The sequence below is a fragment of the Exiguobacterium sp. CH10 genome, from assembly GCF_018617635.1.
Classification (GTDB): domain Bacteria; phylum Bacillota; class Bacilli; order Exiguobacteriales; family Exiguobacteriaceae; genus Exiguobacterium; species Exiguobacterium aestuarii_A.
In genome coordinates this window covers 813,659-829,512 of record NZ_JACSKO010000001.1, presented here as the reverse complement: position 1 = coordinate 829,512, position 15,854 = coordinate 813,659, and the positions used below count along the sequence as shown (strand labels likewise).

Here is a 15,854-nt window from a genome sequence, read left to right as displayed (position 1 = left end):
AGGACGAGGAGATTCCCCGTGTTGCCACCTTCGTTGAAAGACGCCTTGTCTTCCCACTCATCGCGAACCATCATTCGCTGTCCCCGATAACGGGAGGACCCGTCAGAGCCTACATGTCGGTCTGAACGCTCAAAAGCCCATTCACGCAAGGCACGACACCGGTTCGCATCGACCACCGGCTTTCTGGAGACGTCCCTTCGCGCTACTCTTCTTTCTCATCGCGAGTTCGTATGAATGTTATCGTTACTTTAACGGGATGAAGCTTTCTTGTCAAGACTCAAAACGCGACAGACATTTGAAAATAGATAAATTATGCTATGATGGATGGTGAAAGGAAGGTGCACCGATGGAGACACTCAACATGAAACAACTTTCTGACGACCGCGCGACGAAACAAGTCGCAGGTGACCTCGACGCGATGCGTGACTTGATGCATGACTCGTTTCGATATGTCGACTCGAGCGGGCGTCAGTTTGATAAAGAGACGTTCCTCGACCAATACGTCGACCCGGCTGCGATTCAATGGATTGCCCAAGAAACGGTGACGTTCGATGAAACCGTGACGACGGACCTCGCAATCGTGAAAGTCTTGCTCGAAGAACGGTTTATTCTAGGAACGAATGCATACGAAGGACGCTTTTGGGCGCTCCACCTGTATATAAAAGAAGGCGATGACTGGCTATGGCAAGGCGGTCAAGCGACGATGATCAACGAATAATGGGTAGACACTTCTTGAAAAAGAGGTGTCTTTTTTTGAGCAAATTTACTTGTCGAAACATTGTCGAAACATTTTTGTTACATTTTTGAAACATTAACCGATATATTCCGTAGAACGATTTGGAGCATACACTCCAAGACGAAATGAAAGAGGGGAAACTATGAAAACGAGATTCAAGCAGTTCGTGGCGATGATGACGATCCTCGTCCTCGTCCTGTCGTTCCTCCCACCGGTGTCAGCCGACAAAGGGGAAGGCATGAAGGAGGCCACCTTACTCAATCCGGGAGAGGCGGTCGAGTTCACGACCGGAATCGAACCGGTCAACACGTATTGGTTCAAGATGGAACGTGTCGCGTCAACGATGACACATATGGAAGTCACGTTCGAATCTTCCAAACTCGCGAACATCAGCATCTATCCGAGCGCCGAGATGGCGGCGAAGGATGAGACGTTCGATCGCTATCGCGCGAGTGCGACGAAAGAAGAGGGAGAACAGACGGCCAAGATTCCGTTCCCATTCGCTTGGGAAGGTCCATACTACATCAAGGTCGAGTATATGCCGATGGACCTCGGTGACGGGATGATGGATATTCCGGCAGAAGAGATGCCAGTCGGTGAAGAACTAGCAGAAGGCGGGGAACCGACAGAAGGAGAACCAGGAGAAGGGGAAGAGCCACCATCACCGGATCTCTCGATGTTCGCTTCAGACATCAAGCTCGTCGTCAATCCGGTTAAACTTCCGGTGAAGTACGAAGAAGTCGGTGGTGACATGTGTGCCGTCGAATCAATCGTACAACCGGCACCGGAGCGTGATTCGATGCTCAAGCTCATCCGTCGTGTGCAGTCTGAGGTACTCGGTAAATCACAAGAAGGTCGGGACTTATCGGCCCTCTATTACCGTGCTTCGCCTTACATCGTCAAAGCGATCACGTTTGATGGAGAAAAACGAAAAGCGGCACTCACAGACTTGAAGACACTCCGTCCATTGTTGACGGCGCTTGTCGACAAAAAGGATCACACGCTGAAGACGCAAGATGCAGCGGCAATCAAACGTCTCCATGCACTTGTGGATGGAAGCGTTCCGACGGCGCTCCAAAGTGAGATTGGTGAAATTGCGACGGTGCTCGAAATGGACTCGCTCGCAGGAACACCTGTATCCGACCTCTTTGGAAAAATCGGCATGACGATTCAAACGGACGGTCAGGACGCACCGCGTTATATCGTCAAATACAAATCATCACCGAGTAAGTCCCTTGGCAAGATGAATGCCATGAATAACGTGTCGGCTGAGCGAATCGCCATCGGTTCGCCATCGGATTACTTTGCGCTCGTCGATGTAGAGGAAGCTTCTACGAAGATGCAGGCACAAGCGAAGTCGACGCTCGAATCAGACCAGAACGTGGAGTACATCGAACCGGTTCAGACGTACAAATCGTTCGCAACGGATGTGAGTCTCGATTACCAATGGGCCATCAATTCGAAGTCGATTCTCAAACCGTTCCAGGATGCGGGAATCGGTCTTGATCGCTATGAATCGTTACGATTACCGGGACGTGCCGTGAAAGTGGCCGTTCTCGATACAGGAGTCGACCATCGTCTGCTCGATTTACAAGGGAAGGTCGATATCGCCAACGCGAAGAACTTTGTCGACCCGAACGGTGAAGGCGACGCGATTGATGACCATGGGCACGGTACGCATGTCGCCGGTGTCATCGGTGCCATCCGAGACAACGGTGTCTCGATGCGTGGGATTGTTCCGAACGTCTCGATCTTACCTGTGAAAGTACTTGATGCGGGTGGTTATGGGGATACGGATCAAATCGCACTGGGCATCAAATATGCAGTCGACGCTGGGGCGAAAGTCATCAACATGAGCCTCGGTGGAAATGAGAGCCGTACACTCGGATATATGCTGAAGTATGCACATGACCGTGGTGTCATCATCGTGGCGGCGACGGGGAATGACGGACAGTCACGTGTGTCTTATCCGGCGTCTTCGAAATACACGATTTCAGTCGGGGCAACGAACTCGTTCGGGATCGTCTCGGATTACTCAAACTATGGGATTGATGTCGATGTCGTCGCACCAGGTTCTAAAGTGGCGAGTCTTGTTCCAGACGGAAACGTCGTTTATATGGACGGGACGAGCATGGCGACACCACACGTCGCGGCTGCTGTCGCGCTCTTGAAATCACAGCATCCGAATATGACGGTCGAAGGGGCACGCTCGATCCTGCGCCGTACGGCACAACCTCTCGCATTCTCAGGTGGCGATGCACCACGTGATCCACGAATGGAAGATGGGTTACAGTATGTGCTCGATGAATTAGATCGTCCACTTCTTCCGTACTATGATGTCGTGAGCGGATACGGGAAAGTAGATGTCTATCGCGCTGAATCCATGCTTCAACTCGCACCGAAACCGAATCGGATTTATGACAATGCGCCAGTTTTCTCGGCTAAAGTCAAATCTGGGACGCGCGTTACGCTCTATAACGGAACGAAGCGTATCGGTTCTGGCGTTTCAAAAAATGGTACAGTCACGATGTCGATCGCACCTCAACAAGAAGGGGCTGTACTGACGGCTCTCTACACAAATGGTAAATTCAGTACGAACGAGCGCCTCCTTGTCATGAAAGGACTCCGTCCGAAAACGGCACAAGTGAACGCCGTGCGTGCGAAGACAAAACAAGTGACAGGTAAAGCTCAGGCTGGGATGACGGTCGTCATTCGCGACCAGAAGAAACAAGTCATCGGTAAATCAAAAGTGACGTTGAATGGCACATATGTCGTGAAGACACGAGTGTTGAAGAAAGGCGAACGCCTGATGGTTCATGTCGAGGACGTGACGAAGAAGGTTAGTCCGGTCACAACAATCACGGTTCGATAAGAAAAGGAAATTACTGAAAAATCATACGCGATTCTTCAATATGTAATCGAGTATGCATACAGCGCGACACAATGGGATTCCTATTAAATAAGGAGTCCTTTTGTGTTTTTAAAAAATATGATTAAAAATAGAAAATTATGTACCTATTTTTAAAATAATCCATTAAAATAAAGATGTTGTCTGAAGAAAACATTATTTAGGAGGAACATCTTTTCATGAAACAACCAAAGTACTTATCTTTATTCTTAGCGGGGACACTCGTTCTCGGCGGTTTCGCTCCAACATTCGTTGCAGCAGAGACGAATGAAACGGTCGTCGATACGACGGCACCAGAAGCACCAGTCGTAGAAACACTGCTTCATACGTCGACTTCATTAAAAATTACAGGAGAAGTCGGGACGAAAGCGGAGATTCTCGTCGCGAACAAGACATATGAGCGCGTCGTGCGTTCAACAGGGGAAGCGATCTTCACGATGTCACCACAGCCTGTCGGTCGCGTGATCACAGTCCGTCTCGTCGATGCGAGCGGAAATGTAAGTGAAGAAACACGTGTCGTGGTCGCAGAAGATCCAGAGCAGCGTCCGGAAGCACCGGTCATCAACACGGTCGATAACTCGGCACGTGCGATCGTTGTTACAGGAACACCTGGAGTGGGCGTAACGGTGACTGTCGGAGGAAGCACGTTCAACGGATCATTTGATGCGAACGGTCAATACCGTCGCGTGATTGCGCTTCAAAAAGTAGGAACACCGTTATCAGCACAAGCGAAAGCGAAGAGTGGGGCACTCAGTGAACTCGTTCAAACAACGGTCGTTGCTGACAAGGTGGCACCTGCAAAAGCTCGTTTGACACAAGCCGTGACGACGACATCGAACGGAATCGCGGGAACGGCGGAACCGCTCGCGACAGTTGTCGTAACAATCGACGGAAAAGCATACTCAGCACCGGTCATGTCAACTGGGAAGTTCGTGCTTCCGATTCCAAAACAACCACTCGGTAAGAAGATGACCCTCGCGGTACGTGATGGTGCTGGTAACTACAGTGCCTCTGAAACGTTGACGGTTCAACACGCACTCTTCAACAACTTCTATCGTGTGACGGATGAAGGATTCCGTGCAGTTTTCCATAAAGAAGTATTCACATGGGATGGATCGACACGTTACGCAGAAACATTCGCACCATTCTTTATCGACCGTCCGACGAAATCGAATATGTTGTTCTTACTGAGCAACTACACAGAATATGAAGATGTGGTTGGATTCAATAAGCTTCGCATCCGTGTAGGGAATGCGACATACACAGAAGCAATCGATGAGTGGGATGTCGATTACTATGAGTACGAAGACGGATCAGTAGAAGAATCATACTGGTTTATCCCGAGCGCGAAGATGATTGCTTTCATCAAACAACACGTTCGTCCAGAGAACCGGATCGTCATCACGATCGAAGGATACGACTATGATGTGGAATGGGCGTTGATTGCTGGCGAGAAGCGTGCCTTCATCGAGTCGCTTCAATACGCAGGTTATTAATAAGAAGAAATAAGTTATTAGCCGTAGGTGAGTCATTCACCTGCGGCTTTTTTTGTATTTCGTGGATAGGTCTAATGGAGGAGTGGTGACGAGTAGGGATTCCCTCGAAATGGTTTTAAAAGTTTGGTCAATGTAAAATTTAGGATTAAATAAAGTCAAAAAATACACAAATCAAAAAATAGACATGGAAATTATACATAAATCCATATTATTCATTTAAATATACAAATAATGTATATAAATGAATTTACGAATGATAAATGGCTTAAATTCGCCCTTTTTCGACGCATTTCGACATTTGTAAAATAGGTAAATTTAATATTGAATAATCTCTAATAACGAGAAATTCAAAATCATTCCCATTTTTGCGAAAAAAAACGCTTGTGCTAGCTGGAAGCGTTATGTATATTATGGATGTAAGGTTTTCCAAGTTCATACTTGGTAAATTGTTCAAGGGTCACCTCTTGAAAGAATACCTACCCGTTTCGATGAAGCTCAAGACCTAAACGATCAAGTTGCATAAGTCATTCGTATGAGCGGCGTATACATATGGGATCTTTAGCGGGGGGAGCGTCGACGTAGACGAGTAGAGACAAACACGTAACATAACCAAAGGGAGGATTTACACAAGATGGCTAAGAAATCATTCAAGCTAGTCAAAGCGTCAGCAGCTCTTGCTGTGACGGCAGCAGCCCTTACACCAGTAATGGCAGCAGAAGCATCAACTTCAACAGTTGAACTCAAAGCAGAGGTTGTACTCGGCGGGAAGTTCAAGGAAGCACTCGCACTCAACACACCAGCTGGCGTTGAGATCAAATGGGGCAAACACCTCGTTACTGCAATCAACAAATGGCAAACAGTTAAAGGTCAAGGTTCTGATGGAAAGACTTACATCAAGAAACTTTACGCTCGTAACTACCCACTCTACATCCTTGACCAAGATCTTGGTGAAGTAGAAGCTGGTTCTGAACTCGAGAAGCCATCAATCCGCGTTATGTACCGCGACGGAAAAGTTTACACACAAGCTCCTGAACGCTTCACAATGAGCTCAACGTACAACACGAAAGATGAAGGCGAGCAAAAAGTTCTCATCTCTTACAACCACAACGGGAACCGCATCACTTCATTCTTGACTTACACAGTTGTTGCTGGAGAAGTTGAATTCGATAAAGTAATGTCTTCAGTTGATCAAGCTGAAAACAAACTTTCTGTATCTGCTGAAGTTAAAAATGCTAAAGCTGACACGAAAGCTGACCTAGTTATCTATCCATTCAAAGATATGTCGAAAGCTGTTACAGTCCCAGCGACAATCAAAGATGGTAAATTGACTGCTGAAGCGGCTGGTCTTCCTGCTGGAGATCATTCATTCGTACTTAAATCAGGTGAAGTTGTATCTGAAGCTATGAACTTCTCTGTTGAAGCACCAATGGTCAAAGAAATTAACCAATTGAACGGCACACAAGTTCAAGTTAAATTCAACAAAGCGGTAGATAAGTCTACATTGCTTGAATCTAATGGTGATTTCAAAGCTAATGTGTTCACAATGCGTGCAATTGATGGACAACTTCCGCAACCTACTTTCAAAGGTGCTCTTTCAGCTGACGGCATGACACTTACTGTTACAAGTACAGAGCAACTTGAGAAACGTTACGATGTCGTAATCGATAAAGTAAAAACAGTTAAAGGTGATGCAGTTGAGAAGTATGCGAAAATCGTATCGCTTACTAAAGATATGACTGCACCTTCAATTTTGGGATCTGAGCGTATTACTGCTACACAAGTAAAAGTTAAATTCTCAGAACCAATGAATAACCCAGGTTCAATTACTTTCAAACTTGCAGACGGAACTGCAGTTACTGGAATTACTGGACAAGGTAAACTTGTGGATGGTGACCAAGCAATCATTCTTAACCTCGGAGCATCTTCGGTACCTACAGGTAAAGAGATTGTTGCAACATTGATTGGTGCTTCTGACAAAGCTGGAAACCTTCTTACACCAAACCCAGCTACAGTTTCTATTCAAAAAGGTGATAAAGACGGAGTGGCTCCATCAGTAACATCTGTATCTCAAACAGGAGCGAAAACATTTGAAATCCTATTCTCTGAAGTACTTGCTGGGAAGCCAACTGTTTCCATCGCAGGCACAACAGTAGACCCTGCTAGTGTGGTAATCGACTCTAAAGATGCTAAAAAAGTTATCGTTACAGCACCTTCTGTCCTAGATGGTGAGAAGATTGTAACAGTAGCTGGTGCTGTAGATGGAAGTGGAGAAGTTCAAGCTTCTACTAATCGCGTTGTCAAGTTCGTTAAAGATTCTTCTGCTCCAGTATTGGTGTCTTCAGCTGTTGTAGTTGATGCAACTGACAAACAAGAGTATCTTGAACTTACATTTGATAAAGATGTAAAAGTTGATTCTGGATCAAAAGTTTCTGCTACTGGATCTTTCGTTAAAGATTATGTTACAACACCTAACATTTCACTTGGTGCTGAAACACTCTCTTATAAAGATGCTTCAGTTAGCAAGAAGGTTGTTCGCGTAGCTTTAGACAACTTGCTCGATAACCAAGATGTGGAAAATGCTCGTTATTCATTAAACCTCTCTTTCACTAAAGTTGTAAGTGAATATGACGTAGCAATCAACTCAGCTTCTACTACATTCACGCGTGGTAAAGACGGTGCCGCTGTAAACAAAGAAGTAATTAAACTTGTTGAAGAAAATGCTATTGTTCAAGATGATATGAATCCGAGCAAAGTAACAATCACTTTCGATAAGAGCGTAGATGCTGCATCTGCTACAATGACATCGAACTACATCATCGGTGGTGCAGTTGTTGAATCAGCTACTGTTAAAGCTGGTGCTCTTAACCAAGTGATCCTTACACTCAAAGCTGACTCGAATACATTCTCTGGTTTGCGTAACGTTACTGTACAAAACGTTAAAGCGGCTGGATCAACTGTTGCGATGGAGTCAGTAACGAAAGCACTTGATTTCAAAGAGAACATCGCTCCTAAAGTTACTGCTAAACTTGATTCTCTTAACACAATCAAGCTTACATTCTCAGAAAAAGTTACTGATGACGCAGGTGCAGACTTTAACGTATACGCAGGTTCAGATGCGGTTTCAGTGGTATCTAACGATGTTGCATTAGCAGAGAATGGTTTATCTGCAACAATTACATTGTCTTCAAATGTAACTGCAGAACAATTGACAAAAGGACTCTCATTACAAGCATTGAACACAATCGACATTAAAGATGAAGCTAAAAATGCATTGTACGCTCCTGGAAAAGTTGTTATCTCAAACAACTGATCAATTGTGACGCAATTAAAAGTTCGCTAAAAATTGTTGACCCTCCCTTAGGGTTAAATAGAGCAACGTCTTCAGACGGAGCCATCTTGTAAACCGATAGTGCCTCGGCACTATCGGTTTTTTGTTTTTATCCTAAAAAACAATTCCCCTTTTCTACAAAACAAATTATACTTTTATTGTCATCAAATTAATCTTTTACCATTTTTTAAGAAAAGAGGAAATGTACGTGAAACAATTGTTGTGGGTACTTCTGATTGCCGTTTTTCTTCCTATATTCAGTTTGCCTGATTCGGTAGAAGCGGGTGAGCCGCTTCCGAACCATTATCGAATCTCTAACAGTCCTTACGTCATCACAATGGATGGAAAGCAACTTTATCACGTGGTGACGGGGGAACGCATTCCGTTATCGGCCGAATTGGATTTACACTGGTCTAATGATAAAAATGCTGTGATGAGTGTGGACGGTCAGCATCTTGTCCTTACCATCGGATGTGGTATTTGTTCAACGAGCAGTTACATCATTGATCTTGATGGTCAAATCACATCGCATCATGTCCCAGAAAATTATCGAATCGTCGGAGCAGACGTCTCGCACGATCGACTTTTATGGGCGACGTGGACAGAAGTGATCATGACGAACCTTCAAGGTGATGTCCTTTGGAAGCGTTCCGACCTCGGGACCGCCGTCACGTTATCTACCAATGGTCAGACCGTCATTGCGGCACAGCATGACTTGTTAAAAATTGACCGTGTGAACGCAGTGACAGGTGAAACGGAGTCAACTCAAACCTTTGATGTGAAGGTCCAAGTCCGTGACAAAGAAGCGCTCGCCTTTGACGGTGTCATCGCTTATCCGGAACAAGGTTATGTCTATCTTGAGGCACAACGACAGCTTGTCGCGCTTCCTGAGTGGTATAACGTACAGTATGCAGAAGAAGATGGGTTCTTGCATTGGTATTCGCAAGGTATGTATGGGGTCTTACATACTGCAACTGGAGAATTGAAGACGTATGATCCAATCGTCTACCCGACGCTATTCCCTGGCGTTTTAGCGTTCTCGGATCAGACGATTCCGCTTTCTTCTTATAAACAAATGCCAACGCAACTAGAATTCGAAGTGGATAAAGGGGCAAACACGGAAGGTGACCCATACCTATATGTCGACCGCGCATATCCAATAACGTTCAAATCGACAAATCTGGACGGGGTGACCGAAACGATTCCGTTTGAGCGCTTAAGAACGAATAAATCGAATGAAGTCACTTCACCACAAGTATTTTCGTACGTAACAGACGTCAACTATGACCTCACGTACATGGGGAAAACGTTCAGTGGGACGCTCTTCTCCTACAATCTTGGGGATGTTTCGATTCGTAAATTTGGACTTGCGGGTGAAATCGTTGGACAAACGGCACCACGCGCAGGTGTGACGGTACGAGTTCATCAAGACGGAAAAGAACCGATCCAATATTCAACGAAAGCGACGTTATCTGGTGAATTCCGAATGACGACGGAACGACTAGCGCCAGGGACGACGTTCACGGTGACGAGCCTGGCGAGCAGGACAGCGGTGTATCGCCAACCGTTCACCGTACCGGTTCCGAATCCAGAAGCCAACACGATTGAAGTGTTAGGAGACTCTGTCGAAACGGGTGTCATGTTTAAAACCGTGCCGAACGGGAAAATTGATGTCTTCGTCAAAGAACAGTTTCATTCGTGGTACGACACGATTCAAGCAGACGCCTCAGGCATTGCGCGCGTGACGGGAACAGTCGATCCGCTCGCAAAAGGCGTCAGCGTGACGTATGCACCAGCGAGCACGGAAGGGGTGGAGAAGGAGCTTGTGGTCTTTGAGCGGGCTGAACCGACCTTCACGTTCCAGGTTACGCCGAACGCAGGGGATGCGACATTATCCTATGCGTCTACAGCTAAAGGCATTACGTACAAGACGTATGTCAACGACGTGCTCGTCGGGGACGGTCGCACGCTTGTGTTACCGAAGGCACTTCAAGATGGTGACGTCATTCGTACTGTCGCTACGGCAGGAGACCGCTCGACAACAACGGAGCATCGTGTTGTTGCAGTCGGACCGACGATTCTTCAAGTGACAGATGTCGCAATGACGGCGACACATACGGTCGTGAGCGTTCGTCGTGACGTGAAGGCGGACCTTCAGTTCTATATCAATGGCAAACGTACGACGGCGACGCCGGTCTCCTCGACGCGATTCACAGTTCCGGCACGACCTGGTGATATCGTCCTCGTTCGTCTCGTCCGTGGAGGTCAAAAGCTAGATACGCGTCTTGCGTTACCGAAAGTCACGTTCAGCAACATCCGTCTCCATGACGAGCAAAAGACATGGATCGGTATGGTACTTCCAAACAGCTCTGTCACGTTGCAAAACGGCTCGACACGGATTGCGAGCGGGAAGAGTTCATCGACAGGACGTGTCGTCATGAACTTGGCGCCTCAACCGATCAAGTCGAAAGTCACACTCGTCAGTAAGCGAGGTGTGTATCGTTTCGTTCAGACGGTCTACGTGAAGGCGGGGCTGACACCGAAGTTCACGGTGACGACGCCGACGAGCTCGTCACGTTCTGTCACGGTGAACGCCAACATCGATTATGGCAAAGTGACAATCCATCGCGGATCCACACTCCTCGCATCGAAGACGGTGACGTCAAAAACGACATCTGTCTCGATGGCAGCTCAAAAATCAGGCGCACGTTTGACGGTTCGGATGACGACGCCAAAAGGTCGTTCACAGACGATTTACGTCACGGTGCGCTAACATTCAACGTCTATCTCATTCAATTGGGATAGACGTTTTTTATATAGGTTTTATGATTGGTTAATGTAAGTTTTTGTTACATAGTCAAATTTAAAATTCGCTTTTCTTCTTTTTGAAAAAAATCCCTTTTAATCATGTTATGATGGTAAAAAAAGATAAATGAGGTATTGGATGAATACATATGTAAAAGGTGCGCTCTTTTCCACGGCGCTACTTCTCACGACAACTTCTGTTGGTGCAGAAGAGGTGGCACGTCCGTTCTTTACAGAAGTATCAAAAGAAACAACCGTGTATCGATTGTTGCCGGATAAGACGATGAAGCCGGTCGGGAAACTGCTTCCGAATGAACAATATGCGGTCGTCGGTGTGTCTGGTGGCTATTATCAAGTCGAGGTGAACGGGCGACGCACGTACGTCAAAAAGCAAGAGATCCCGCTGAAGGCTCAACTATTGACGAAAGCTGTCGTCTCTGACGGACAATACGAACGATTGCTTCATAACTATACGGCGCGTGTCGAAAGACGTGAGGTCCCGTATTACTATGGATTTCTGACAAAATCGCAAGCCGTTAGTCAAGCAGACTCGGCCATGAACGGGGTGTGGCGCATCGGGGCAACCCCGGGCAAACAAATCGTGGAAGACGTTCACACGTTCGACTGGGAGCGTGACATCACTGTCGGTGATTCGACGTCGTTCATGTTCCAAATGCAGTACTGGATGGTATTGAACCAACTGACGATGGCGTATCACTATACGAAAGACACGAGCTATTTAGCTTACGGAAAGGCATTCGTCGATAGTTGGGTCAAGCAATATCCGACCGACTCGTATCGTCGTTACCCGAACGCGTATCACCAACAAGGGACGGCGATTCGAACATTTCATCTCATCAACTTTTGGAATCAATACAAGAAGTCTCCTTTAAATAATGACGCAACGTTCAGCGCTCGCGTGCTCCGAACGATCGAAGGGCACGGCGAAATCCTGGCGGACGCGAAGTTTTATCGGGAGCGACACAATCACGGGATCTTCCAAGACATGGCGTTGACCGATATCGCCCAGACGTTCCCTGAGCTCGAACAATCAAGTGTTTGGAATGAGCTTGCGACTACGCGGTTGACGACACAGTTGGACCACTCCTTAAGTCCTGACAACGTCCATCTGGAGCATTCGCCGGGTTATCAGGTGTATACGTATGAGATGCTGTATCGCTTCAACCGATGGATCGAAGCGAACGGCTTCGTGACATCCACTCGCTTAGAGGCCGTCAAACGAATGCCAGAGACGCTCGTCCATTTGATGAAACCAAACCGGACGCTTCCACTCTTCGGAGACACGACGGGGGAACCGCGGACGACGTCGATGATTTCGACATTGCGTGACTATCCTGAACTGCTCTATGCGGTGACGGGAGGAGCGGAAGGGACAAGACCGACGGAACGCGTGAAGCAACTCGATACGCAATACGCGGTGTTGCGCGAACATTGGGGAGAGAATGAGCCCTTCGTCGATGCGGTCTTGCTCATGATGACGGCAGGGTTCCATAATACGGCCCATAAACATCAAGATGATCTCAGCATCGACCTGTACGGTTACGGCCGCGATTTTATCGTTGAGACCGGACGATATGGGTATACGAACCGACCGGAGCGAGATACCGCTGTCCGTGTCGAAGCGCATAACACGGTGAACATGGGATCTCGTCAGCTCACGCTCCATTCGAGCACGATCGGGAAAAGCGGGATCACTTCGGTCGAGGAAGTCGATGGATTACAACGTGCGAGCGGATTCAGTGACTTGATGGGGCAAGGGATTCATCATACGCGGAGCATCGCACACGATTTAGACGGCACCGTGCTCGTCGCGGATACGATTCAAAGTGACGCCCGCGTCCCGTTCACGCAACGATTCCATCTCGGAGTCGGTCTTGAACCAGTTGAAGAACGTGAGGGTGAAATGCTTTTCCGTGATGCGGAAGGGCGAACGCTCCAAATGATTCAACTGCCGATCGCTTCGACGGGGACGGTGCGAATCGAACCGAGTTTTGTCGCCTATCGTGATTTCGAATGGAAGCCACGTCACCAAGTCGTTTCGACAAAAACTGGAAAAGGAACCTCGTTCGTCACCTTGTTCCATCTTTCGAAGACAGGGACGCGCGTTACGTTCTCGAACGTAATGGAGACGGAGACGGCTTACGTCGTGAACTACTCCTTGTCGAACGGACAATCTCGTACCGTCGAAATGCCGAAAGGTGTGAGTGAGGAAATAAGTGAGACGCTATAAGGAAATGAGGAGGAGATGCCAATTGGTATCTTCTTTTTCAATTCTGACAAGAAATAACGAAATATTTACAGAAAAGTAATTGTGTTATTTTGTGAGATTGCGTATCTTTAAAGATGAAGTCTATACAGGTTTTGTAATCGCTTCCATTGGCTTGATGTCAGACATCTGTCAGAGGGGGTGAAAATCGAGGGTGTGACTTCGGTACGGTCGACTCATACATATTCAAAGGAGGAATATCTGCATGTTGAACTCAAAAACACGCAAGTTCTATCAAGGAATGCTCGCAGCAACGCTCACGGCATCGGTGATCGCCCCGGCGGTCGTGACAGAAGCGGCTCCTGCCAAAAAGACAATCAAGTTGAAAGCGGCTTTCGTCACAGACGGGGATCTTGACGCAGCGCTCGACAAAACGTATCAAGGTAACAAAATCTATTGGTACAAATCGACAGTCGACATGGACAAACTCGGTACATATCAAGTTGCTAAAGGATACATTAAATGGAAGAACCAGTACTTCGAGAAAAAAGTACGCGTCGTTAACTATCCGAAAGCCATCATTCCTCCAAAAGGGGACTGGACGTTCAAACATGGCGAGCAATTGACTGGCCAGTTGAACACGCTTCAAATCCAATTTGTCGACCGTGTCCTCCGTCAACCGGTGAAATGGACAAACCTTTCGACAGACAAGATTGGTGAATTCGTCGCGACGGCTTCTTACACGCATAAAGGCCGCACCGTGACACTCGACGTTCCTTATAAAGTAGAAGGATACGACCTCTCAATTATGCATACGAACGATACGCATGCGGCGCTCAAGTACGCTCCGAACCGTGCGACAGCTGTCAAACAAGTTCGTGCTGAAAAACCAGATAGCTTGTTGATCGATGCGGGAGACGTCTTCTCTGGTTCACTTTACTTCAACGAGTTCAAAGGACAAGCTGACCTCAAGTTGATGAACTACATGAAGTACGACTTGATGGTACCTGGTAACCACGAGTTCGACCTCGGAACAGAAGAAGGTCATAAAGAATTGTCACAATTCGTTCGTTATGCGAACTTCCCGTTCGTCAGCTCGAACGTCGATTATTCTGGCGATCAGTACATGAAGAACTTGTACCGTGATGAAACGACTGAGAAGGCTTACAACGGTCGTCTCTATGAGGGCGTCATCAAAGTGGTTGACGGGAAAAAAGTCGGATTCTTCGGTTTGACGACAGAAGAAACGGCTGACATCGCTAGCCCAGGTCCAATCAAGTTCCAAAACTATATCGATGAGGCGAAGAAAGCGGTCAAGGCGTTCGAAGACATGGGCGTCCATCAAATCGTCGCGGTCTCGCACCTCGGTTACAACGACAACCCGACAGTCGACAACGACTTGCTTCTCGCTGAAAACGTTGACGGCATCGATGTCATCATCGGTGGCCACACGCATTCACGCTTGAGCACACCTGTTGTCATCTCAGAAAATAAAACAGAGCCGACGCTCATCGTTCAAGCCTTCCAGTACAGTGAATTCCTCGGTACGCTTGATGTCGAGTTCGACAAAGACGGAAAAATCGTTTCACATGCTGGTAAGTTGATCGACGTGAAAGTACTCGAGCCAGACGCTCGCGCGGTTTCACTTCTTGCACCATTTAAAGAAGATGTCGACAAGATCAGCAACGACCCGATCGGTGTCACGTTGACAGCGGCACTTGAAAACCCACGTGACGAAGGTGACATCTCAGCCCCAAGTGTGCGTAAACAAGAGACGGCTCTCGGTAACTTGATCGCAGACGGCATGCTCGAGAAAGCGAAAGACTACGATGCAGATGTTATCGCGGCAGTTCAAAACTCAGGCGGTATTCGTTCAAGCATCGATGCAGGTCCTGTCACGACAGGTGAAGTCATCACGGTCCTTCCGTTCGGTAACACGCTTGCTGTCATGAATCTCAAAGGTTCTGAGTTGCTCGCGGCACTCGAACGCAGCGTGAGTGTTTACCCACGTGAGAGCGGCGGCTTCCTCCAAGTATCAGGATTGAAAGTCGAGTTCGACAGCTCGAAACCAGCGAACGAACGTATCGTGAAAGTGACATACAACAACGGAACGACTGATGTTGCCATCGACCCGAACGGTATGTATAAAGTTGCGACAAACTACTACACAGCGACGGGCGGCGACAACTATGTCGAGTTCGAAGCAGCATTCAAAGATGCACGTGTGACGGACCTCGGTCTTAGCGACTGGGAAAACCTCCGCGACCACATGCTCGACCTTGGTGAGATCACACCAACGGTTGAAGGTCGTATCGTCGACGTAGCAAAATAAGATGGTTCAATCAGGACATCCT

7 protein-coding genes and 1 other annotated feature (1 of these 8 cut by a window edge) are annotated in these 15,854 nt (G+C 47.4%); all 7 genes read left to right on the top strand.

All coding sequences use genetic code 11. The features are described from left to right. Nucleotides 1-228, bottom strand: a binding site (T-box leader); it reaches 4 nt to the left of the window's first position. A gap of 118 nt (nt 229-346) precedes the next feature. Continuing rightward, nucleotides 347-718, top strand: coding sequence for a nuclear transport factor 2 family protein (locus KNP04_RS04190; protein ID WP_251129823.1), 372 nt, complete (start codon nt 347-349; stop codon nt 716-718). Between the two features lie 160 nt (nt 719-878). Further along, a complete protein-coding gene (locus KNP04_RS04185) occupies nt 879-3,608 on the top strand; it encodes a S8 family peptidase (protein ID WP_214874759.1) in 2,730 nt (909 codons plus the stop codon). Between the two features lie 215 nt (nt 3,609-3,823). Next, a complete protein-coding gene (locus KNP04_RS04180; protein ID WP_214874758.1) occupies nt 3,824-5,140 on the top strand; it encodes an Ig-like domain-containing protein in 1,317 nt (438 codons plus the stop codon). A 631-nt stretch (nt 5,141-5,771) separates the two neighbouring features. Beyond that, entirely contained in the window at nt 5,772-8,450 is a 2,679-nt protein-coding gene (locus tag KNP04_RS04175; protein ID WP_214874757.1) for a hypothetical protein, read from the top strand. Nucleotides 8,451-8,676: 226 nt separating this feature from the next. Next, a complete protein-coding gene (locus tag KNP04_RS04170) occupies nt 8,677-11,241 on the top strand; it encodes an immunoglobulin domain-containing protein (protein ID WP_214874756.1) in 2,565 nt (854 codons plus the stop codon). A 171-nt stretch (nt 11,242-11,412) separates the two neighbouring features. Next, nucleotides 11,413-13,524, top strand: coding sequence for a heparinase II/III family protein (locus KNP04_RS04165; protein WP_214874755.1), 2,112 nt, complete (start codon nt 11,413-11,415; stop codon nt 13,522-13,524). A 241-nt stretch (nt 13,525-13,765) separates the two neighbouring features. Next, nucleotides 13,766-15,832: a bifunctional metallophosphatase/5'-nucleotidase gene (locus KNP04_RS04160; RefSeq protein ID WP_214874754.1), complete on the top strand. Its 2,067-nt coding sequence runs from the start codon at nt 13,766-13,768 to the stop codon at nt 15,830-15,832. Nucleotides 15,833-15,854 lie beyond the last annotated feature (22 nt).

Coding starts and splice junctions, on each gene's coding strand:
- KNP04_RS04190 (WP_251129823.1), top strand. CDS start 347: ATGGAGACACTCAACATGAAACAACTTTCTGACGACCGCGCGACGAAA.
- KNP04_RS04185 (WP_214874759.1), top strand. CDS start 879: ATGAAAACGAGATTCAAGCAGTTCGTGGCGATGATGACGATCCTCGTC.
- KNP04_RS04180 (WP_214874758.1), top strand. CDS start 3,824: ATGAAACAACCAAAGTACTTATCTTTATTCTTAGCGGGGACACTCGTT.
- KNP04_RS04175 (WP_214874757.1), top strand. CDS start 5,772: ATGGCTAAGAAATCATTCAAGCTAGTCAAAGCGTCAGCAGCTCTTGCT.
- KNP04_RS04165 (WP_214874755.1), top strand. CDS start 11,413: ATGAATACATATGTAAAAGGTGCGCTCTTTTCCACGGCGCTACTTCTC.
- KNP04_RS04160 (WP_214874754.1), top strand. CDS start 13,766: ATGTTGAACTCAAAAACACGCAAGTTCTATCAAGGAATGCTCGCAGCA.